Below are 22,981 nucleotides of genomic sequence, written 5' to 3'. Positions count from 1 at the left end.
GTAACAGTAACAAAAAAGGAGAAAACATGGAAATCTTTTTAACGAGTATATCGGGAATACTAGTCATCTTGGGTATGATTTTAGTGGGATTTGTTATGGGCGAAAAAGGCTGGTTTGATGACAAGTCACGTGGTCTTATAGCTAAGCTGGTCACTCAAATTGCCCTGCCTTGTTACATGTTCTATACGATCACACAGCGTTTCACAGCGACAGACCTGCTCAAGATGTTGCCAGAGTTGCGTTTTCCTGCACTTTCCATGGTGATTTTGCTCGGGATTGCGACAGCGGTGGCTGGCATTTTTGCAGTAAAAAAGGAGCGTCGTGGTCTCTTTATTTCCATGTTTTTTAATTCGAATACCATTTTTGTGGGGCTCCCTATCAATCAAGCCCTCTTTGGGGATGCTAGTATTCCCTATGTTCTTATCTATTATATGTGCAATACGACCTTTTTCTGGACCTTGGGAACTTACCTTATTCAGCGAGATGGGGAAGGAGAGGCAGAATTTGATTTAAAAACAAGTCTGAAAAAGATCTTCTCTCCCCCTCTAATGGGTTTCATGTTAGGTCTTATTATTGTTATCCTTCATATTAAATTACCAACTTTTTTAGCCAGTGACTTGCAGTATTTAGGTAGTTTGACGACTCCTTTATCTATGATTTTCATCGGTTTGTCGGTATCCAATGCAGGTGTGAAGCAGTTAGTTCTTAAAAAGGACCAGGTGTTGATTTTGTTGGGACGCTTTGTAGTTGCTCCTCTCTTGATGGCTACCATTGTTTACTGGGTACCTCTCCCAATTTTGATGAAACAAGTTTTTATCATCCAGTCGGCTATGCCTGTCATGACCAATGCACCTGTGGTTGCCAAACTCTACGGAGCTGATAGTGATTACGCTGCTGTCATGGTGACTGAGACTACCCTCGCGACCATGATCGTTATCCCAATTCTCATGGTTCTTATGGCTTAAAAATAATCAAGTAACCCCCGTTTTTCTGGGGTTTTTAAATTTGTAAAAAAAATTCAAAAAAAGTTTACGAAAACGCTTTACAAATCCCCAAAAGATGATATAATAATTACATAAGTTATGCAAGCGTTTGCATAGAAACGTAGGAGGAAATGAAATGAATAAGCTAAAAGAAAAATTTGGCTTTGAGTTCTGGCAAAAATTCGGTAAATCCCTCATGGTTGTTATCGCGGTTATGCCAGCAGCAGGTCTTATGATCTCTATCGGTAAAACGATTGCCATGATTAATCCAAACGTGGCACCTCTCGTTATTACGGGTGGATTTCTTGAGCAAATTGGTTGGGGGGTTATCGGTAACCTTCACATCTTGTTTGCCCTTGCCATTGGTGGTAGCTGGGCTAAGGAACGTGCAGGCGGTGCCTTTGCAGCAGGTCTAGCATTTATCCTGATTAACCGTTTGACTGGTTCAATCTTTGGTGTTACTTCAGATATTCTTGCTGATAAGGGTGCTACAGTTCACACACTTCTTGGTCAATCAATCAAGGTGTCTGACTACTTCATCAGTGTTTTGGAAGCTCCAGCCCTTAACATGGGTGTATTTGTAGGTATCATCTCTGGTTTCATCGGGGCTACTGCCTTTAACAAATACTATAACTTCCGTAAATTGCCAGAAGCTTTATCATTCTTCAATGGTAAACGTTTCGTACCATTCGTAGTTATTGTTCGTTCAGCTATTGCAGCTATCGTTCTTGCTATTGTATGGCCAGTTATCCAATCTGGAATTAACGGTTTTGGTATGTGGATTGCCAACTCGAAAGAAACTGCTCCAATTTTGGCACCGTTCTTGTTCGGTACATTGGAACGTCTTCTCTTGCCGTTTGGTCTCCACCACATGTTGACTATCCCAATTAACTACACTCAATTGGGTGGTACTTATGAAGTCTTGACTGGTGCTGCAAAAGGTACTAAAGTTTTGGGTCAAGATCCACTCTGGCTCGCATGGGTTACTGACCTTGCTAACCTTAAAGGTGCGCATCCAGATCAATATAAACACCTTCTTGAAGCCTATACACCAGCTCGTTTCAAAGTTGGTCAAATGATTGGTTCATTTGGTATCTTGATGGGTATGGTGGTAGCTATCTACCGTAATGTTGATGATGATAAGAAACATCAATACAAAGGTATGATGACTGCGACTGCGCTTGCAACATTCTTGACAGGGGTAACAGAACCTATCGAGTACATGTTCATGTTCGTAGCTACTCCACTTTACATCATTTACGCATTTGTACAAGGTGCTGCCTTTGCAATGGCTGACATTGTTCACCTCCGTGTTCACTCATTCGGTTCTATCGAATTCTTGACACGTACACCACTTGCTATTAACGCAGGTTTGGCGATGGATATCGTAAACTTTATTTGGGTAACTGTACTCTTTGGTGTTATCATGTTCTTCATTGCTAACTTCATGATTAAGAAATTTGACTACGCTACACCAGGACGTAACGGTAACTATGAGCAAGGAGATGATGCTTCATCAGAATCTGCTGGCTCAGCAAGTGCTGGAACAAGCTCAGCAAGCTCACAAGTTATCAACATCATCAACCTTCTTGGTGGACGTGCTAACATCGTCGACGTTGACGCATGTATGACTCGTCTCCGTGTTACTGTTAAAGAAGCTGATAAAGTCGGAACTGAAGAACAATGGAAAGCTGAAGGAGCTATGGGTCTTGTCATGAAAGGACAAGGGGTTCAAGCTATCTATGGTCCTAAAGCAGACGTATTGAAATCTGATATCCAAGACGTACTTGATTCAGGTGAAGTTATTCCTGAAACACTTCCAAGTCAAATGACTGCTGTTCAAAAAGCAGAAGCTCAATTCAAAGGTGTAACTGAAGATGTTCACTCAGTTGCAGATGGTCAAGTTATCAATATTGAAGATGTAAAAGACCCAGTATTCTCACAAAAAATGATGGGTGACGGTTTCGCTGTAAAACCAGAAAATGGTAAAATCGTTTCACCAGTAGCTGGTAAAGTGACAAGCATCTTCCCAACTAAACACGCTCTTGGTTTGGTAACTGACAATGGCCTTGAAGTTTTGGTTCACATCGGACTTGACACTGTTAGTCTTGAAGGTAAACCATTCGACGTTAAAGTTACTGAAGGTCAAGCAGTTGCTGCAGGTGATCTCTTGGTTGAAGCAAACCTTGATGCTATCCGTGAAGCAGGTCGTGAAACATCTACAGTTGTTGTCTTTACAAATGCAGATGCAATCAAATCAGTTAAAGTAGAACATACAGGTAAATTGGCTGCTAACGCTCCAGTTGCAAAAGTAGAACTTTAATTTGCTAAACGATAAACAAGCAGACAGCCCTTGGGCTGTTTTGTTTGTAAATGACCCTATGTCATTTCTAGATGCAAGTCAGAAGAGGGATAAACTTATGAAATTTCTAACTTTAAATACTCACAGTTGGATGGAGGAAGATGCAGAAGGGAAATTCCAAACCTTAAAGGAACAGATCCTAAAGGCTCAGTATGATATTATTTGCTTTCAGGAAGTTAACCAAGAAATAGAGACTTCTGTTGTGGACACGGATGCTTACTATCATGCGCTACCATCAGCAACATCAATCCACCAAGATCACTTTGTCCGTTTGCTTGTGGAAAAATTAGCTGAAGAGGGCCTTCAATATCATTGGACGTGGGCTTATAATCACATTGGTTATGATCACCTTAATGAAGGTGTTGCTGTATTGTCACGCCAACCATTGACATCTAGCGAAATTCTAGTTTCAGATGTTGATGATCCAACAGACTATCATACACGCCGTGTGGCAGTGGCTGAGACGACTGTAGATGGCCGAGAAGTTGCTGTTGCTAGTGTCCATCTTTCATGGTGGGATAAAGGTTTCCAAGAAGAGTGGGCACGCATTGAGGAACGTTTCCAATCTATTGGCAAACCGCTTATCCTAGCAGGGGACTTTAATAACCCAGCAGGTCGAGAAGGTTACCAAGCAATATTAGCCAGTCCGCTCAAACTTCAGGATAGCTTCCAAGTGGCTCAAGAAACAATTGGCAGCTATACAGTTGGACCTGGTATCGATGGCTGGAAGGGCAATGAAGAGCCTTTACGTATCGATTATGTTTTTGCTAGCCAAGATTGGACAGTAGAGCGCCTTAGTGTGATTTTTGATGGCAATAACCAACCTTTGGTAAGTGACCACTACGGTCTTGAAGCAGAATTAACATTTAAATAGTAACTGTAACCTATCGTGACCTAATAAGGGTAAAAAAATATTGTCAAAAGATAAATAAAAGAGTAAACTAGAAACTATAATTGAATTTTTATAAGGAGAGACTAATGGCTCATATTACATTTGACTATTCAAAAGTTTTGGATAAATTTGTAGCACCACACGAAGTAGATAACCTTCAAGCACAAGTAACAGTAGCAGACGAAATGGTTCGCAAAGGAACAGGCCCAGGCGCTGACTTCCTTGGATGGCGTGACCTTCCAGAGAACTACGATCGAGAAGAGTTTGATCGTATCTTGAAAGCTGCTGAAAAAATTAAAGAAGAAAGCGACGTTTTGGTTGTTATCGGTATCGGTGGCTCTTACCTTGGTGCCAAAGCAGCTATTGACTTCTTGAACAATCACTTTGCTAACCTTCAAACAAAAGAAGAACGTAAAGCACCACAAATCGTTTATGCTGGTAACTCAATTTCATCAACTTACCTTGCTGACTTGCTTGAGTATGTTGAAGGTAAAGATTTCTCAGTTAACGTTATCTCTAAATCAGGAACAACAACTGAACCAGCTATCGCTTTCCGTGTGTTCAAGGAACTTCTTGTTAAGAAATACGGTCAAGAAGAAGCTAACAACCGTATCTACGCAACAACTGACCGCCAAAAAGGTGCTGTTAAAGTTGAAGCAGATGCTAATGGTTGGGAAACTTTCGTTGTTCCAGATGACATCGGTGGACGTTTCTCAGTATTGACAGCTGTAGGTCTATTGCCAATTGCAGCTTCAGGTGCTGATATCAAAGCCCTTATGGAAGGTGCTAACGCTGCACGTAAAGAGTACTCTTCATCTAAAATCTCTGAAAATGAAGCTTACCAATACGCTGCAATTCGTAACATCCTTTACCGTAAAGGTTACACAACTGAAATCTTGGCAAACTACGAACCATCACTTCAATACTTCGCTGAGTGGTGGAAACAATTGGCTGGTGAGTCAGAAGGTAAAGACCAAAGAGGTATCTACCCAACTTCAGCAAACTTCTCAACAGACTTGCATTCTCTTGGTCAATTCATTCAAGAAGGTACACGTAACCTTTTTGAAACTGTTGTTCGTGTAGATAAACCACGTAAGAACGTTGTTATTCCTGAATTGGCTGAAGACCTTGATGGACTTGGTTACCTCCAAGGTAAAGATGTTGACTTTGTTAACAAAAAAGCAACAGACGGTGTTCTTCTTGCTCATACAGATGGTGACGTGCCTAACATGTTCATCACTATCCCTGAACAAGATGCTTTCACATTGGGATATATCATCTACTTCTTTGAGCTTGCTATCGCTCTTTCAGGATATTTGAATGCTGTTAATCCATTTAACCAACCAGGTGTAGAAGCTTACAAGAAAAACATGTTTGCTCTTCTTGGAAAACCAGGATTTGAAGAACTTGGAGCAGAACTTAACGCTCGCTTGTAATGTTCAGATAAGATCAGCTTTGGCTGGTCTTTTTTTTATCCATTTGTAAGCTAAAACTTTCCATTGATTGTTTCTTGTAGGTTAATTTACGAATTTTTATTTTAAACGTTTTGGACTGGCTAGTTGGGCTTTGTGGCTCTTTAATTTAGAAATGATTGTTGTTATAATTAGTTCAAGCATAGGAGGATGGATCATGATTGAACCTGTTGAAATGGGTGCTTTGTTGAAAAAAATTCGTTTATCAAAGAATTTGACATTGAAAGAACTTGCTAGTGATTATTTATCAGTATCTTTCCTATCAAAATTTGAACGTGGAGAATCTGATATCTCATTATCTAGATTTTTTCTTTTGTTAGATAAATTGGATGTCAGTATTGAAGAGTTCTATGGTATTTTATCTCAAGATAATTCAACTCATACTGAAAAGTTATTAGAAAGTGCTAGTAAGGCTTATTATCAAAACGATATTTTATTGTTACAGAAGTACGCTGGAGAAGAGCATCATAAGTTTGAGCTCACACAAGACAAATCATTTCTCTATAACAGTATTATGCTAGAATCTTTTTTGATAAGTGTTTCAAATAAAGATGTTGATGAAAATAAGGTAAGGGAATTAACAGACTATCTTTTTAGCATTGAACAATGGGGAAAAAGAGAGTTAATCATATTAGGAAATAGTATGTCGTTTATTTCCACCCAGACACTTAATGTTTTGACTAAGGAGATTGTGTATAGAACTAGCCTTTTTGGAAAGAGCGACTCAAATCAAAGAATTCGACTTAGTCTTCTTATTAATGCAGCTTATGAATTTTTACGACGTGATGAATTAGATTCTGCGAAATACTACTTAGATTTAGTCAATGATAGTGGAATTCCTGAGGTCCTCTTATATGAAAGACATGAGTTGATATTTGTAATGGGAACCTACTTGATAAAGTCAGGTGAAGTTACTGAAGGGAGAAATTTAATTGAGGGGTGTTTGGAAACTCTTAGGACTTTAGGTGCGGAAAATTTATTGCTTACTAAGGAATCAGAGTATCAAGAGTTGTTAAATTCCACTATATGACAATTTTATAGAGTGAGTTAAAAAATAGAATAAACTAAGACCATAGTACGATATCACTATGGTTTTTAATTTTCAATGGATATATGGAGTTCCAATGTCTTCAATTTATCCAACTGACTAAATACCAAGGTGATTTAGATTGTGAGGAAATCTATGAGAACCTATATTCTTAAATACAAATATGAAAATTTAGTTCATATCTTACTGTTAGCGTTGAATGCTGCTATTTTTGTGAGTGCTTCGGTTACTTTAGCTTTAATGACTAATCAGCTGGTATCGAAGCAAATCCAATCCTTTTTAGCTTTATTAGGTTTAGAGGTAGGGCTTTACGTTATTTATTTAGTTTTAAATTATATTATTTCTGTAAATCAAACAAAACTAATTCAGAAAATGACTTTGGTGATTCGGCAGTCTTATCTTAGTAAAATTACTCACCATTCTTTTAGTGAATTCAGAAAGAGTGATATTGGAGAGCATCTCTCTGTATTAAATAATGATATCCAATTGATAGAATCAAATGGCTTTACAAGCATTTATACCCTTTGTTCAACAGTATTCACTACTTTGTTTTCAATTATTGCCTTATTAAGTTATGATGTAAGGATTGTTCTGTTAGCCATTTTTTTAACTTTGTGTCTGACCTATCTTCCCAAACAATTTACCAATAAAATGCAGAAATCAATGGAGAAATTTTCCCAAGCGAATGAGGAACTTGTCTCAGGAATAAGTGACCAGTTATATGGATATGCGGATGTTTATTATGCCAGTCGTAAACAGATATTTCTTAGACAAGTGAGGTCCATTGTTGAGGAATATATTGTACAAAAAATTATTTTTACAAAAAGAAATACTAGCACTGAGACGCTGATGGCTTTATTTTCAGTTGCTGCTCAGATGTTGATACTTCTTCTAACTGGTTTGTTAATTATTTTTGGGAATATTGCCGTAGGTACCATTGCTTCTGTGGGTCAGATTTCAGGTAACATATTTAACTCTCTATCAACTATTAATCAGCTACAAGTAACCATTAAGTCTGTTGAACCTATCTTAATAAAATTTCACGATTTTCCAGAGGATACAAAGACTTGCATAGCGACTATTCAGGATGTTCGTTTTGAGAATGTAAGTTATCATTTTGGAGAAAATGCTATTATTAAGGGATTCACCCAAACCTTTAAAAAAGGAGAAAAGTACGCTATTATTGGATGCTCAGGTAGTGGGAAGTCCACGCTGCTTAATATGCTCCTAGGAAATCTTAAAGATTATGAGGGAAAAATCTTGTTTGGGAAATTGGAGTTAAAAGAGATTGATGAGAACTCAATCGTGTCTGCATGTGCCTATGTTGGGAGTCAAACTCATATTTATAATGACACCTTGAGGAACAATTTAACTCTTTGGAATGAAGCCATTACTGATACGCACATCAAGGAAGTTCTTGAAAGGGTTAATCTTTTATCTTTCTTAAGCCGTATAGATGAGCAAGTAAGTGACGGTAGCTTTTCGGAGGGTCAAAAACAAAGAATAGGCCTGATAAGAGCGTTTTTAAAAGGAAGTTCTGTTGTGATTTTTGATGAAGCCACTGCAAATCTTGACCATAAAAATGCTACTCGTATTGAGCACCTATTATTAAGTGATCCTAATATCACTTATATCACGGTTACCCACCATCTTATAAAGGAAAATGAACCATATTTTGATGAGATTATTCGCTTGGGAGAGGGCACTGAGTAAATGTTTCATATGATAAATGCTTAGGATTTATTTCAATTTTACTAACGGCAGTCAAAATGCTATAATGTAAAGGACTGTGAATTTAGCAAGTTCTGCTATTTTCAAAAAAGAAAAAACAAATCAGAGATGTCAGAACATCTCTTAGAAGAGGTGAATCCCATGGGACGTAAGTGGGCTAATATCGTTGCTAAAAAAACTGCTAAAGATGGTGCCAACTCAAAGGTTTACGCTAAGTTTGGTGTTGAAATCTATGTAGCTGCTAAACAAGGTGAGCCAGATCCAGAGTCAAACTCAGCTTTGAAATTCGTTTTGGAACGTGCTAAACAAGCACAAGTACCAAAACATGTTATTGATAAGGCCATTGATAAGGCCAAAGGTAACACCGATGAAACCTTTGTTGAAGGGCGTTATGAAGGATTTGGACCAAATGGTTCTATGATTATCGTAGATACTTTGACTTCAAACGTTAACCGTACAGCTGCTAACGTACGTACTGCCTTTGGTAAAAATGGCGGTAACATGGGTGCATCAGGTTCTGTATCATACATGTTTGATAAAAAAGGTGTTATCGTTTTTGCAGGTGAAGATGCAGACGCAATCTTTGAACAATTGCTTGAAGCTGATGTAGAAGTTGAAGATGTAGAAGCAGAAGATGGTACTATTACTGTTTATACTGAGCCAACAGAACTTCACAAGGCGTTAGAAGCTCTCCGTGCTAACGGTCAGGAAGAGTTCCAAGTGACAGAACTTGAAATGATTCCACAAACTGAGGTTACTCTTGAAGGTGAAGACCTTGAGACGTTCGAAGGACTTATTGATGCTCTTGAAGCGGATGATGATGTTCAAAAGGTTTATCACAACGTAGCAGATATGTAATCTCATTAAACACTTTCTGTCTTGTAGAAAGTGTTTTTATGTGGTCTGTCTAAGGATTTGTCTTGCTTGTCCTGACTTAATCTGATATAGTAGTAGCCAAGTGAATTATTGGAGGAACACGAAATATGAATATGATGCTAGTTTTGGCCATTTATGTGGTCGCCATTGTTGCTTATGTGGCTTTCAGCCGTCGCCGTCAGGCAAAGGCTCAAGAAGATCGTTTTGCAGGTCTTGATAAGGGTGCTGAAGTTGAAACAATCGGTGGTTTGATTGCTATTGTTGATGAGATTGACAAAGAAAATAACCGTATCGTTTTGGATGCAGAAGGTGTCTTCTTGACCTTTGATTTGAGTCGTTCAATCATGAAAGTAATCACACCAGCACCAAGTACAGAAACAGCAGAGACTGTTAAAGAGACAATTGTTGAAGAAGATTCAGCGATTGAGTCTGCTGATGAAAAGTAAGATGTGTATTTTAGGCTAGGTTAAATCCTGGTCTTTTTACATTTTCTAATCTCCTTGGTATTAAACACTGTTCAGAACCCCTGAAAATGTGGTAAAATAAAGGGTAAACTATATTTAGAGGATATTCCATGTTTAAATTTAGAAAAAAATCTCATCAAGAGGTTCTAGACAATATTCCTAACCATATTGGTATTATTATGGATGGAAATGGCCGTTGGGCTAAAAAGCGTCTACAACCACGTGTGATGGGACATAAGGCTGGGATGGATTCCTTGCAAAAGGTAACCATCGAAGCGTCACAACTTGGAGTTAAGGTATTGACAGTCTATGCCTTCTCAACTGAAAACTGGTCACGTCCACAAGATGAAGTTAAATTTATCATGAATTTGCCAGTTGAATTTTTTAACAAGTATGTACCAGAATTAGATAAAAACAATGTTCGCATTTTGACAATCGGAGATAATAGTCGCCTACCTAAGGAAACCTTAGATGCTCTTGAAAAGGCAGTAGAGCAGACGAAACACAATTCCGGTTTGATTCTCAATTTTGCACTGAACTATGGTGGTCGTGCGGAGATTGTGTCTGCTGTTCAAGCGATTGCTAAAGAGGTTGAAGCAGGGAAACTCAGTCCTGAAGCTATTGATGAAGATCTCATTGCTAAGCATTTGATGACAGATAAATTGCCTTACCTCTATCGTGATCCAGATTTAATTATCCGTACGAGTGGCGAGCTTCGTCTTAGTAATTTCTTGCCTTGGCAATCTGCCTATAGTGAGTTGTACTTCACAGATGTTTTCTGGCCAGACTTTGACCATCAGGGGCTACGTCAAGCCATCTCTGACTACAATAAACGTCACCGTCGCTTCGGTGGTGTCTAGAAAGGACCTCTCATGCAAGAACGTTTAATTGGTGGGGGTGTGGCAGCAGCCATTTTCCTCCCATTACTCTTTATCGGTGGTCTTCCTTTCCAGCTTTTGGTTGGGGCTATGGCCATGGTTGCAGTGTCTGAGATGCTTCGTATGAAGCACTTGGAGATTTTCTCTATCGAAGGTATTTTGTCTATGTTGGCAGCCTTTATTTTAGTAGTGCCTATTGACCATTATTTTATCAGTCTTCCGACAAATGCCAGTGTGACAGGTTTTGCTATTATTTCTTTTTTGATTTTAGCAGGAACTGTACTTAATAGCGACCATTATTCTTTTGATGATGCAGTATATCCAATCACCTCTGCCTTTTATGTTGGTTTTGGTTTCCAAAATCTCATTGCAGCACGTTTGGATAGCTGGGAAAAAGTTTTATTTGCCCTCTTCATTGTTTGGGCAACGGACATTGGTGCCTATCTCTTTGGTCGTCAATTTGGTCAAAACAAGTTATTGCCAAAAGTATCACCTAATAAAACCATTGAAGGTAGTGTTGGTGGCATCTTATCAGCAATCATTGTAGCACTACTCTTTGGGTTGATTAATCATAATGTCTATGCACCGCATAGTTTCTTCTGGTTGCTTATCTGTACGATTCTCTTTAGTATTTTCGGTCAATTTGGTGACTTGGTTGAATCAGCTATTAAACGACACTTTGGTGTTAAAGACTCAGGTAACCTTATTCCTGGGCACGGTGGCATATTAGACCGTTGTGATAGCTGGATTTTCGTTTTCCCAATCATGCACTTACTAGGACTTTTTTAAGGGTGGTGGTGTCTAAATGAAAGCTATTATTACTTTTTTACTGATTTTCTGTGTGATTGTCGTCTTCCATGAGTTTGGCCATTTCTTCTTTGCCAAACGATCAGGTATTCTGGTGCGTGAATTTGCCATTGGTATGGGACCGAAAATTTTTGCACATACAGGTAAGGATGGTACCGTTTATACTATCCGTATCCTCCCTTTGGGTGGTTATGTCCGTATGGCTGGTTGGGGTGAAGATACAACTGAGATTAAAACAGGTAGCCCTGCCAGTCTAACGATTGGATCAGATGGTAAGGTAAGACGTATCAACCTTTCGGATCGCCAGGTTGACCAGACGGCTTTGCCTATGAACGTCACTGCCTATGATTTGGAAGATAAGTTAACCATTACAGGTCTAGTCTTAGATGAGACCAAGACCTATGAGGTTGACCATGATGCCACTATCGTTGAGGAGGATGGTACAGAACTTCGTATCGCTCCTAAGGATGTCCAATATCAAAATGCAAGCATTTGGGGACGTTTAATTACCAACTTTGCTGGTCCTATGAATAACTTCATTCTTGGGGTGCTTGTCTTTATTATCTTAGCCTTTGTTCAAGGTGGTGTTCAAGATACCTCAACTAACCGTATCCAGGTAGCCGATGGAGGTGCTGCTCAGGTGGCAGGCTTGAAAAATGGTGATGCCATCGAGGCTATCAATAAAGACAAGGTTACGGATTGGAACAGCTTGAAGGAATCATTGACAGAGAATACTCAAAAATTCTCCAAAGGTGACAACCTTTCTGTGACGGTTAAGAGAAGAAACGGTCAGGAAGAAACGGTCTCTGTTAAACCTAAGGAGAATCAAGGTAGCTACTTTTTAGGTGTCTCTCCTGCCTTAAAGACAGGTCTTAAAGATAAGATTTTTGGTGGTTTCCAAATGGCTTGGGAAGGGGCCTTCAAAATTCTCGTGGCACTTAAGGGGCTTATCACCAACTTTAGTTTGAATAAACTTGGTGGACCGGTTGCTATGTTCCAGATGTCTGCCCAGGCTTCAGAAAATGGCTTGATTTCCATTCTTAACCTTATGGGAATGCTCTCTATCAACTTAGGGATTTTCAATCTTATTCCAATTCCAGCCCTTGACGGTGGTAAAATTGTTATGAATATTATTGAAGCTATTCGTCGTAAACCACTTAATCAAGAAATTGAAAGCTATATCACACTCGCAGGTGTTGCGGTCATGGTTGTTCTTATGATTGCAGTGACTTGGAATGATATTATGCGTGCTTTCTTTTAATTAGAAACAAAGAAATGAAAGGAAGTCTAAGGGACTTGACCCACGGGCCAGCCTCCTTAGTATGTAAATAATGAAACAAAGTAAAATGTTGATTCCAACACTTCGTGAAATGCCAAGTGATGCTCAAGTTATTAGTCATGCCCTTATGGTACGTGCGGGTTACGTGCGTCAGGTCTCTGCTGGTATTTATGCTTATATGCCATTGGCAAATCGTGCTATCGAGAAATTTAAAACCATCATGCGTGAGGAGTTTGAAAAAATCGGTGCGGTTGAAATGTTGGCGCCAGCGCTTTTGACAGCAGATTTGTGGCGTGAATCAGGTCGTTATGAAACTTATGGTGAAGACCTTTATAAACTTAAAAACCGTGATAAATCTGACTTTATCCTCGGTCCAACTCACGAAGAAACGTTTACAGCCTTGGTTCGTGATGCGGTTAAATCATACAAACAATTGCCACTTAATCTCTACCAAATCCAATCAAAATACCGTGATGAAAAACGTCCTCGTAACGGTCTTCTTCGTACACGTGAATTTATCATGAAGGATGCTTACAGTTTCCACCAAAATTACGAAGATTTGGATGTAACCTACGAAGACTATCGTAAGGCTTATGAAGCTATCTTTACACGTGCTGGCCTTGAATTTAAGGGAATCATCGGTGATGGTGGTGCCATGGGTGGTAAGGATTCTCAAGAATTCATGGCGGTCACTCCTGAGCGTACAGACCTTAATCGTTGGGTAGTTCTTGACAAGTCAATTGCTTCATTGGATGAGATTCCAGAAGATGTCATGGAAGAAATCAAGAATGAATTGACATCGTGGTTGGTATCTGGTGAAGACACAATTGCCTACTCTACAGAGTCAAGCTATGCAGCTAACCTTGAGATGGCAACAAACGCCTACACACCAGCGACTAAGGTTGTGACTCAAGAAGAAGTAACTCGAGTTGAAACGCCAGATTGCAAGTCAATTGATGAAGTTGCTGCTTTCTTGAATGTTCCAGAAGAACAAACCATCAAGACTTTGCTTTTCACTGCTGATGACGAACCAGTAGTGGCTCTTCTTGTTGGTAATGATCAAGTTAACGATGTGAAGTTGAAAAACTACCTTGCCGTTGACTTCCTTGAACCAGCTACAGAAGATGAAGCGCGTCAAGTCTTTGGTGCTAACTTCGGTTCTCTTGGTCCAGTTAACCTTCCTGAAAATGTTCGTATCATTGCAGACCGTAAGGTTCAAGACGTGGCTAATGCTGTTGTTGGAGCCAATGAAGATGGCTATCACTTGACAGGGGTTAACCCAGAGCGTGACTTCAAGGCAGAATACGTGGATATTCGTGAAGTTAAAGAAGGTGAGATTTCGCCAGACGGTCAAGGTGTCCTTCAATTTGCGCGTGGTATCGAGATCGGCCATATCTTTAAACTTGGTACACGTTACTCTGAAAGTATGGGTGCTAACGTTCTTGACGAAAATGGTCGTGCAGTTCCAATTATCATGGGATGTTACGGTATCGGTGTTAGCCGTATCTTGTCAGCTGTGATCGAACAACATGCACGTCTCTTTGTTAACAAGACTCCAAAAGGTCAATACCGCTACGCATGGGGAATTAACTTCCCTAAAGAATTGGCGCCTTATGATGTTCACTTGATTACAGTTAATACTAAGGACGAGGAAGCTAATGCGTTGACAGATCGTTTGGAATCTGCTCTTGAAGCTGAAGGTTACGATGTTTTGATAGATGACCGTAATGAGCGTGTTGGTTCTAAATTCTCTGATAGTGACCTTATCGGGCTTCCAATTCGTGTGACGGTTGGTAAAAAAGCCAGCGAAGGTGTTGTCGAAGTTAAAATCAAGGCAACTGGTGACACTATTGAAGTTAATGCCGATAACTTGATTGAAACACTTGCTATCTTAACAACAGAACAAGATGCTTAATATTAAAAAATCTTTTCTTGCAGATGTGGGAAGAGATTTTTCTTTTTAAACGACAAAGATTAATTGAGAAGAAGGAGATAAATTCCAATTTGACAGAATTGTCTAAATAGTGTAAACTTAAATCTATCTTAACTACGGAGGCATTACATGCTTAACAAAGCCACCCACTGGGGAAATCTTAAAGCTTTTTATTACTTTAGTTTCTTTAGATAGGACGTTTGTGTTTCAAGATACAGGCGTCAATAAGTTTGTATCTATGAAGCTAAAGCATTTTGTGATGGATTAGCCGATTAGATGAATAGGTCTAACCGGTGGTATAAGCTAGTTTGTGCTAGTCAATATGCAGAGAACCAGTTGGGCCTGTCCTAACTGGTTTTTCCATGCCGTGGTCTATTTTTTAATTTCACATTCTAAGCTAGAATTGTTCTTTAAACAGCAAGCTTTAGCTTACTTTTGACGTGCTAAATAGAGTGATTGTATCACTCGGGGATTCTCTTGAAGACTTGAGGATTTTTCGTGGGCAATGAAACTGTTGTTTTCCCTGTGCCTCCAACGCTTCAGAAGAACATAAAAGGAAATTGGAAATAGATAAAATAAAAAAATAGAGGTGTACAAGATGAAGAAATTTTTGGTCAGTATGATGGCTGTTATAACAGCTGTCATCTTGGTTGCATGCTCAAATGCTTCTAACAAATATTTAGTTCACGTCGGTGTTCTCCAATATGTGGAACATCCTTCCTTGTCAGCGACACGTAAAGGGTTCATTGAAGAACTCAAAGAGGAAGGTTATGTTGACGGTAAGAACATCAAAATTGACTATCAGAATGCACAAGGGGATCAGTCTAACTTGCAGACGATTTCTCAGTCGCTTATTGAAGATAATGATGTCATGTTGGCTATCGCAACCCCAGCAGCTCAGTCTTTGAGTAGTTTGACAAAGGACAAGCCAATTCTCTTTACAGCTGTCACAGATCCAGTCTCAGCTAAACTAGTTAAGTCTATGGACAATGTTGGAGGAAATGTGACGGGAACAAGTGACATGTCCCCTATCAATAAACAGGTTGAATTGTTGAAAAAGGTCTTTCCAAACACTAAAAAAGTTGGGATTATGTATACGACCAGCGAGCGTAACTCAGAAGTTCAGGTTGAAGAAGCCAAGAAATACTTCAAGGAAGCTGGTATTGAAACGGTTATCAAAGGAATTTCATCAACCAATGATATCCAAGATACAGCCAAGAGCTTGATGAGTCAGACCGAAGTCATCTTCATCCCAACTGATAATACCATTGTTAGTGCTATTAATACCTTGGTAGATCTTTCTAAAGAGACTAAGGTTCCAGTTGTTGGTAGTGACGCTGGCAGTGTAGAAAAAGGTGTCCTATTCACTTACGGAACCAACTATGAAGCGCTTGGACGTCAAACAGGTAGGTTGGCAGGCCGTGTTCTCCGAGGTGAGAAGGTCAAGGATGTCGATGCAGAGTATCCTAAAACACTTAATGTTGTGGTAAACCATGACATGGCTAAAGAACTTGGCATTGATGTTTCTAGCATTAGTGACGAGGAATCTAAAGCATCAACACAAGATGACAAACCAATTGCTAAAAAAGATAAGGGTGTCATTAAGCTTAAGGTCAATAAGTCTTCTAAAAAAGGATTTTCAAATGTGGTGCTAACAGCCATTTCTCAGGGACTCCTCTGGGCTATTATGGCTATTGGGGTCTTCATTACCTTCCGTATTTTGGACCTTGCTGATTTGACAGCTGAGGGGGCCTTTCCACTTGGTGCTGCAACGACAACTATCATGATTATCCGTGGTATCAACCCAATCCTTGCAACTCTAGGTGGTTTTGTAGCTGGTATGTTTGCAGGTGCTGTGTCTGGCTTTATGCATACGAAAATGAAGATACCAGCACTCTTAACAGGGATTATTACCTTAACAGGGCTCTATTCAGTTAACCTTTTGGTTCTTGGTAGTGCCAATGTCTCTCTTTCAGGACATAACACGCTGGTGACTATGGTGATGGATCTTGGTCTATCTAAGCTGAATGGTGTGATTCTATTAGGACTAATCTTTGTTAGTCTTGTAGTGTTTATGTTGGTTGTTCTCCTTAATACACAGGTTGGACTTGCTCTTCGTGCAACAGGTGATAACCTTGCCATGGGTGAAGCTAATGGTATCAAGGTTGATCGTATGAAGATTCTTGGTTACATGATTTCCAATGGTTTGATTGCCCTATCAGGAGCTCTCCTAGCTCAAAATAATGGCTATGCGGATATGAATATGGGTACTGGTACAATCGTAAATGGCTTGGCTGCAATCATCTTGGCTGAGGTTATTGTTAAGTATTTACCACTTGGCAAACGTCTTTGGTCAATTGTTGTCGGAGCTGTTCTCTACCGTCTGGTCTTGGTTATTATCCTTGCCATGAACGTTGATGCTCAAATGCTGAAATTAGCTTCAGCCATCTTGCTTGCTGTCATCCTATATGTACCAGAAGTACGACAAAAATTGAAAATCAAACCTAACAAATCCTTGATTCCAGGAGGTGACAAGTAATGGCTTTACTTAGTTTACAACAGATTCATAAAACCTTTGAAAAAGGTACAGTCAATGAAAATCACGTCCTTCGTGGTTTGGATCTCGACATTGAGCAGGGAGATTTTATCTCTGTTATTGGGGGAAATGGTGCTGGTAAATCAACCTTGATGAATTCAATTGCTGGTGTTCTCAGGATTGATGAGGGGGATATCTTGTTGGAGGGTCAATCTATTAAGAAAGCATCTGTAGATGAGCGCTCTAAAGACATTAGCCGTGTTTTCCAAGATCCTCGAATGGGTACAGCGACAAACCTTTCTATCGAAGAAAATATGGCAATCGCCTATCGTCGTGGTAAGAAACGTAGCTTCTTTAAAAAGTCTATTACTGAAAGTGAACGTCAAGTATTTAAGGAAGCCTTGGTAGATCTTGGTCTTGGTCTTGAGAATCGTATGAAGACTGATGCTAATTTCTTGTCAGGTGGACAACGTCAGGCCTTGACACTTGCTATGGCGACCTTGGTTCGTCCAAAGATTTTGCTTTTAGATGAACATACAGCTGCGCTAGATCCTAAGACAAGTGATATGGTTATGAATTTGACACGTAAGATTGTTGAAGAACAAGAGTTGACAACTCTTATGATTACCCATAATATGGAGCATGCTATCGAATATGGGAACCGTCTGGTCATGCTCTATCATGGTAAAATCGTCGTCGATGTGCGAGGTGAGGAAAAGAAAAATCTCACTGTTGCAGAACTTATGGATCTCTTCCACAAAAATAGTGGACAAGTCCTCAATGACGATGCCTTGGTACTCGGTTAATAAGCAAAAAGAAACTATCCAAAGTTCAGATTTTGGGTAGTTTTTTCTTGACTATTTTTGACCAAGTGCTAAAATAAATATATGGATTAGCACTCATTGTTCGTGAGTGCTAAAAATAACGTTTCACACGTTACTAATAATAAATAACATTTGGAGGTAATTGGTATGGCATTAAAACCATTGGGCGATCGTATTGTCGTCCGTTTTGAAGAAACAGAAGAAAAAACAGCTAGTGGCTTTGTATTGGCGGGAGCTAGTCATGAAGCTACTAAGACTGCAGAGGTCTTGGCAGTAGGTGAAGGCATCCGTACTCTTACTGGGGAATTGATTGCACCTAGTGTTGCAGTAGGCGACAAGGTCCTTGTTGAAAATGGTGCAGGTGTCAGCGTTAAAGACGGAGAAGATTCCGTTTCAATTATTCGTGAAGCAGATATTTTAGCGGTCCTAGCTTAGGCCCTCGCTAATCAGATATAATTTAAGATAAAGAAGGAGTAACTATGGCAAAAGATATTAAATTTTCATCAGATGCACGCGCAGCAATGGTTCGTGGTGTTGATACTTTAGCTGATACCGTTAAGGTAACGCTTGGCCCTAAAGGTCGTAACGTTGTTTTGGAAAAGGCTTTTGGCTCACCACTTATCACTAATGATGGTGTGACAATTGCTAAAGAAATTGAACTCGAGGATCACTTTGAAAATATGGGTGCTAAGCTTGTCAGCGAAGTGGCTTCAAAAACTAATGATATTGCCGGTGACGGAACAACTACAGCCACTGTTTTGACACAAGCTATTGTTCGTGAGGGGCTAAAAAATGTAACAGCTGGTGCCAATCCAATCGGTATCCGTCGTGGGATTGAGGCAGCTGTAGCTACAGCTGTGGAAGAGCTTAAAGCCATTGCTCAACCAGTTGCCAATAAGGAAGCTATTGCTCAAGTCGCAGCGGTTTCATCTCGCTCTGAAAAAGTTGGTGAATACATTTCAGAAGCAATGGAACGCGTTGGTAATGACGGTGTTATCACTATTGAAGAGTCTCGTGGTATGGAGACAGAACTCGAAGTGGTTGAAGGTATGCAGTTTGACCGTGGATATCTTTCTCAGTACATGGTTACTGATAATGAAAAAATGGTCGCAGATCTTGAGAATCCATTTATTCTTGTGACTGACAAGAAAATTTCAAATATCCAAGATGTTCTTCCACTCTTGGAAGAAGTGCTTAAGACCAGCCGTCCACTTTTGATTATTGCTGATGACGTGGATGGTGAAGCTCTTCCAACGCTTGTTCTTAACAAGATTCGTGGAACCTTCAATGTTGTTGCTGTTAAGGCGCCTGGCTTTGGTGACCGTCGTAAAGCGATGCTGGAAGACATTGCTATATTGACTGGAGCAACTGTTATTACTGAGGATCTTGGTCTTGAACTTAAGGATGCAACTATGGCAGCACTTGGTCAGGCTTCGAAAGTAACTGTGGATAAGGATAGCACAGTTATCGTCGAAGGAGCAGGAAGCGCAGAAGCAATTGCTAACCGTGTTAACCTTATTAAATCTCAATTGGAAACAACAACATCTGAATTTGACCGTGAAAAACTTCAAGAGCGTTTGGCTAAATTGTCAGGTGGTGTTGCAGTTGTTAAGGTCGGTGCAGCCACTGAAACAGCCCTTAAAGAAATGAAACTTCGTATCGAAGATGCCCTTAACGCTACTCGTGCCGCTGTTGAAGAAGGTATCGTAGCAGGTGGTGGTACAGCCCTTGTTAACGTCATTGCTAAGGTTGCTGAACTTGATCTTGAAGGTGACGACGCTACAGGACGTAATATTGTCCTCCGTGCCTTGGAAGAACCAGTTCGCCAAATTGCTTATAACGCTGGCTATGAAGGTTCAGTTATCATTGATAAATTGAAGAACAGCCAAGTTGGTACAGGCTTTAACGCTGCCAACGGTGAGTGGGTAGATATGGTTGGAGCAGGAATCATTGATCCAGTTAAGGTCACACGTTCTGCCCTTCAAAATGCCGCCTCAGTAGCTAGTCTTATCTTGACAACTGAAGCAGTTGTTGCCAACAAGCCTGAACCAGAGGCTCCAGCAGCGCCAGCTATGGATCCAGGAATGATGGGTTACTAAGATTTAAGAAAGTAAAAAAACCTAGGAAAAGTCGAGAGAAACTTTTCCTGGGTTTTCTTTTCTATTATTTATTGTTAATTAGTGAAAAGGGTTAAACATATCAGAACTTCCTTGTTTACCTGACATCTGCATCATCATTTGTTGCTGCTTGATACGCTCTGCCTCCTTATTCGTATTGATAGAAATAATAAGCAAGATGATCCATCCAATGAAAGTCCAGTTTAGGAGGATAGATAAGACAAAGATTAGCCATTTCTTGTCTGTTTTGTTTAGAAGTGCTGGTAGGATGTCAATAATGATTACTGGTAGCCCCACAATCAAAGTCCATAATGCCAAACCCAAGCCCATACTAAAATCGTCTCCAACAACTCCAAGTAAGAATAAGCCAAGAGCCCAAAGGATAACTGGGATGGTAGCGATGGCTATCATGATGAGGTTTGTTCGGGATTTCTTTTCTGGCTCTTTCCAAGGCTCGTTAAGGGGGGTATTTGTTTGTGGGAAGCTTGTATTAGCTTGGTCGGCAAAGGAATTTAAAGGCTTATTAGTAGTGTCTTGTATTGGATTTATTTGTTCTTGAGAGTTGGCTGTTGGAGCTTCTTGACCTAGGTTAGGAGTTTGGAAAGTTTGTCTTTCATCGATACTAGAATCAACTAAGGGTTCTTCAGCGACATCATAGATTTCAACGGAAGGTTCAACACTTTCTGTGACTTCTTTAGAGGGTGTTGTTTCTACTGTTTCATCAGTTTTGGTTGCTTCAACAGGTGCCAAGGGTTCCTTGGTTTCTACTATTTCTTCAGGTTTGTTTGCTTCGATAGATTGTTTATGTTTCTTAGAGCTTTCTCGGACAAACTCGCCTTTCTGAGCTGCTTCAGCCATTTCTTGAATACTTGGATTACGACCATTAACTGCTTGGAAAAAATCGATCCAATCTTGTTGCTTCATGTGTATAACCTCCAGATAACTTGATTATAAAAATTTTGATAATTACAATTATAGCAATAGTGTAAGGGAACGGCAATGGGAATCGAATAAGAGTGTTTGCTTTATTTCCTAATAATCTTCTTATCACTAAATATGGGAAAGAGAAAGAAATAGGTTAAGATGTAGACCACTAGAGGGTATATCAGTGGATTATAGTCCCAGGCTCCTTGCCAATCTAGGTGTAGTAGTCTAACGCTAGCGCGTGTTAGGCCTGCGCTCCAACCCTTAAGTCCAAATGGTCTTAGGATTAAACTGAGTGGTGTTGGCAGATGCAAAAGGTAGACTCCATAAACTGCCACTAAAACTAAGAGATATAATCTAAAAAAACGCTGGTGGTAGGCCCACAAGCGTGTGAAATAGTTTTTCATTACCCAATAACAGCAAAAAGTTTTTGAACGTTTGATTGGCGAGTAGCATCCATGATGAGGAACCAGTCAACGATTGACCAGATACCACAACCACCACATGTCAAAAGTTTACCGATACCAAGACCAACTTGTCCCAACATAAAGCGGTCGATTCCAAGAGAACCACCAAAAAGTGAGATAATAAGCATCATTGTAGGATCTTGGAAGCTGATTGAGTAAAGCATTGAAAGTTGTTGTTCAGGAAGTGTCTCAAGACGTTGGCGGATGTACTGCACTTGTTCTGTTGGGAAATACTTGACGTTAATTGCTAGCCATTGATCGACTGGATTCATAATTAAATACTCCTCTAATTTATATGATATGTAAAGCTTAACATAATGTCCAGGGAGATTCAAGGTAGTCAAGGCTTTCGAAGTCAATAAAAGCAACTTATTTGCAAGCTTCCACTGTGTCATAACTAGAGGATCATTAGGATAATCCTTTCGCACTATGCTTGAGAATAAGCCTACTTCTATTATTTGTGATTTCTCAACCCTTGTTCGAAACTTTCTGATTTAGCCTTAACAGTGACTTTTTCGAGTGTTAAGGGATGGGTGAAACTAAGGGTGTGTGCGTGGAGCATGAGTCGAGATGCGGGGCGATGGCTATAAAGAGGGTCCCCCAGAATGGCATGCCCATGGTGGGCCAGGTGCACCCGAATTTGGTGGGTCCGTCCGGTTTTTAGTTGGCAATTGACCAGACTAGCTCCTTTGAAGGCTTTGAGGCGTGTGACGGTTGTATAGGCAACCTGCCCTTTTCTAGGATCAACCACCCGTTTTCTACGATCATGGCGGTCGCGTCCAATCTTGTCATTGTACACAGTCTCCTTGGTTTGGAATTTACCTTCAGTCAATGCCCAATATTGACGCTGAATCATCTTATCTTCTAAAAGCCGGTTGAGGATTGGCAGAATAAACGGATTTTTAGCGAAAATCACAGCCCCACTAGTTTCCATATCTAGTCGATGAACGACGTAACAGGTTTGTCTACAATAAGCCGAAACATGGTTCAGAAGAGCGATTTCTGTGGGTTCATTGCCATGCATCTTCATCCCTTCAGGTTTATTGACCACGATGAGATGCGAATCCTCATAGAGAGGCTCTACCAAATTGGCGTCTCCCATAGGGATAGTTTTATTAGGATAGTCCTCTGTGTCAAAGGTCAGGCTAATCCTATCACCTTCTTTAACGGGACTCTGCCAATTAATAGTCTCTCCATTGATGAGGACGTGCTTTTTCGTGCGTAGGAAATGACGAATCTTACGAGGAATGAGGAGTCTGGTTTCTAGTAACTCTTTGACAGTTGTTATAGGATAGGGATTGATAATTTCTACGTGTAAAGTCATGGTTTCATTATATCATGAACACTTAAAAGAGGACAGAACCTGTAAAAACTTGATATAATAAGGT

20 protein-coding genes are annotated in these 22,981 nt (G+C 40.0%); 16 read left to right on the top strand and 4 right to left on the bottom strand.

The window, feature by feature from the left end; genetic code table 11:
• Positions 1-26 precede the first annotated feature (26 nt).
• From ADF62_RS09210 to groL, 16 genes are all read left to right on the top strand, one after another.
• Positions 27-965, top strand: coding sequence for an AEC family transporter (locus ADF62_RS09210; RefSeq protein ID WP_003098108.1), 939 nt, complete (start codon positions 27-29; stop codon positions 963-965).
• A 154-nt stretch (positions 966-1,119) separates the two neighbouring features.
• Positions 1,120-3,306 (top strand): PTS transporter subunit IIBC, encoded by a 2,187-nt coding sequence (locus tag ADF62_RS09205; protein ID WP_048788650.1) that lies wholly within the window; start codon positions 1,120-1,122, stop codon positions 3,304-3,306.
• 97 nt (positions 3,307-3,403) lie between these two features.
• Positions 3,404-4,219, top strand: a complete 816-nt coding sequence (locus ADF62_RS09200; RefSeq protein ID WP_048788649.1) for an endonuclease/exonuclease/phosphatase family protein — start codon at positions 3,404-3,406, stop codon at positions 4,217-4,219.
• 104 nt (positions 4,220-4,323) lie between these two features.
• Entirely contained in the window at positions 4,324-5,673 is a 1,350-nt protein-coding gene (locus tag ADF62_RS09195; RefSeq protein ID WP_048788648.1) for a glucose-6-phosphate isomerase, read from the top strand.
• 193 nt (positions 5,674-5,866) lie between these two features.
• Positions 5,867-6,739, top strand: coding sequence for a helix-turn-helix domain-containing protein (locus tag ADF62_RS09190; RefSeq protein WP_048788647.1), 873 nt, complete (start codon positions 5,867-5,869; stop codon positions 6,737-6,739).
• A gap of 153 nt (positions 6,740-6,892) precedes the next feature.
• Positions 6,893-8,470 (top strand): ATP-binding cassette domain-containing protein, encoded by a 1,578-nt coding sequence (locus tag ADF62_RS09185; RefSeq protein WP_048788646.1) that lies wholly within the window; start codon positions 6,893-6,895, stop codon positions 8,468-8,470.
• 159 nt (positions 8,471-8,629) lie between these two features.
• On the top strand, positions 8,630-9,346 hold the full coding sequence (locus tag ADF62_RS09180) for a YebC/PmpR family DNA-binding transcriptional regulator (RefSeq protein ID WP_048788645.1): 717 nt from the start codon (positions 8,630-8,632) through the stop codon (positions 9,344-9,346).
• A 125-nt stretch (positions 9,347-9,471) separates the two neighbouring features.
• A complete protein-coding gene (locus tag ADF62_RS09175; RefSeq protein WP_003098102.1) occupies positions 9,472-9,810 on the top strand; it encodes a preprotein translocase subunit YajC in 339 nt (112 codons plus the stop codon).
• A 128-nt stretch (positions 9,811-9,938) separates the two neighbouring features.
• Positions 9,939-10,688 (top strand): isoprenyl transferase, encoded by a 750-nt coding sequence (locus ADF62_RS09170; RefSeq protein ID WP_003095141.1) that lies wholly within the window; start codon positions 9,939-9,941, stop codon positions 10,686-10,688.
• Positions 10,689-10,700: 12 nt separating this feature from the next.
• Complete coding sequence (locus tag ADF62_RS09165; protein WP_003095116.1) at positions 10,701-11,495, top strand: phosphatidate cytidylyltransferase; 795 nt, start codon at positions 10,701-10,703, stop codon at positions 11,493-11,495.
• A 16-nt stretch (positions 11,496-11,511) separates the two neighbouring features.
• A complete protein-coding gene (gene rseP, locus ADF62_RS09160) occupies positions 11,512-12,774 on the top strand; it encodes an RIP metalloprotease RseP (RefSeq protein WP_003095060.1) in 1,263 nt (420 codons plus the stop codon).
• A 70-nt stretch (positions 12,775-12,844) separates the two neighbouring features.
• Complete coding sequence (locus ADF62_RS09155) at positions 12,845-14,707, top strand: proline--tRNA ligase (RefSeq protein WP_152901342.1); 1,863 nt, start codon at positions 12,845-12,847, stop codon at positions 14,705-14,707.
• Positions 14,708-15,323: 616 nt separating this feature from the next.
• Positions 15,324-17,264 (top strand): ABC transporter substrate binding protein, encoded by a 1,941-nt coding sequence (locus tag ADF62_RS09150; RefSeq protein ID WP_048788643.1) that lies wholly within the window; start codon positions 15,324-15,326, stop codon positions 17,262-17,264.
• Positions 17,264-18,067 carry an ABC transporter ATP-binding protein gene (locus ADF62_RS09145; RefSeq protein ID WP_003095020.1) on the top strand — a complete coding sequence of 268 codons (804 nt, stop codon included), beginning with the start codon at positions 17,264-17,266 and terminating at the stop codon, positions 18,065-18,067. The genes ADF62_RS09150 and ADF62_RS09145 overlap by 1 nt, the downstream gene beginning before the upstream one ends.
• A gap of 165 nt (positions 18,068-18,232) precedes the next feature.
• On the top strand, positions 18,233-18,520 hold the full coding sequence (gene groES / locus ADF62_RS09140) for a co-chaperone GroES (RefSeq protein WP_003095068.1): 288 nt from the start codon (positions 18,233-18,235) through the stop codon (positions 18,518-18,520).
• 44 nt (positions 18,521-18,564) lie between these two features.
• On the top strand, positions 18,565-20,184 hold the full coding sequence (gene groL, locus ADF62_RS09135) for a chaperonin GroEL (RefSeq protein WP_003095125.1): 1,620 nt from the start codon (positions 18,565-18,567) through the stop codon (positions 20,182-20,184).
• A 78-nt stretch (positions 20,185-20,262) separates the two neighbouring features.
• On the opposite strand, the gene ADF62_RS09130 is transcribed toward groL, so the two are convergent.
• The 4 genes from ADF62_RS09130 to ADF62_RS09120 form a co-directional block, all read right to left on the bottom strand.
• The gene (locus tag ADF62_RS09130) at positions 20,263-21,126 is read right to left on the bottom strand and encodes a superinfection immunity protein (RefSeq protein ID WP_048788642.1); all 864 of its coding nucleotides are present in this window, start codon (positions 21,124-21,126) and stop codon (positions 20,263-20,265) included.
• A 101-nt stretch (positions 21,127-21,227) separates the two neighbouring features.
• The gene (locus ADF62_RS10555; RefSeq protein WP_003098092.1) at positions 21,228-21,533 is read right to left on the bottom strand and encodes a DUF2752 domain-containing protein; all 306 of its coding nucleotides are present in this window, start codon (positions 21,531-21,533) and stop codon (positions 21,228-21,230) included.
• Positions 21,533-21,865 carry a TM2 domain-containing protein gene (locus ADF62_RS09125; protein WP_037621598.1) on the bottom strand — a complete coding sequence of 111 codons (333 nt, stop codon included), beginning with the start codon at positions 21,863-21,865 and terminating at the stop codon, positions 21,533-21,535. Before ADF62_RS09125 ends, ADF62_RS10555 begins: the two co-directional genes overlap by 1 nt.
• A gap of 182 nt (positions 21,866-22,047) precedes the next feature.
• Positions 22,048-22,917, bottom strand: a complete 870-nt coding sequence (locus ADF62_RS09120; RefSeq protein WP_048788641.1) for an RluA family pseudouridine synthase — start codon at positions 22,915-22,917, stop codon at positions 22,048-22,050.
• Positions 22,918-22,981: the final 64 nt, after the last annotated feature.

Source organism: Streptococcus sp. 1004_SSPC (assembly GCF_001069025.1).
Taxonomy (GTDB): Bacteria; Bacillota; Bacilli; order Lactobacillales; family Streptococcaceae; genus Streptococcus; species Streptococcus vestibularis.
This window is presented reverse-complemented; position numbering and strand designations above follow the sequence as displayed.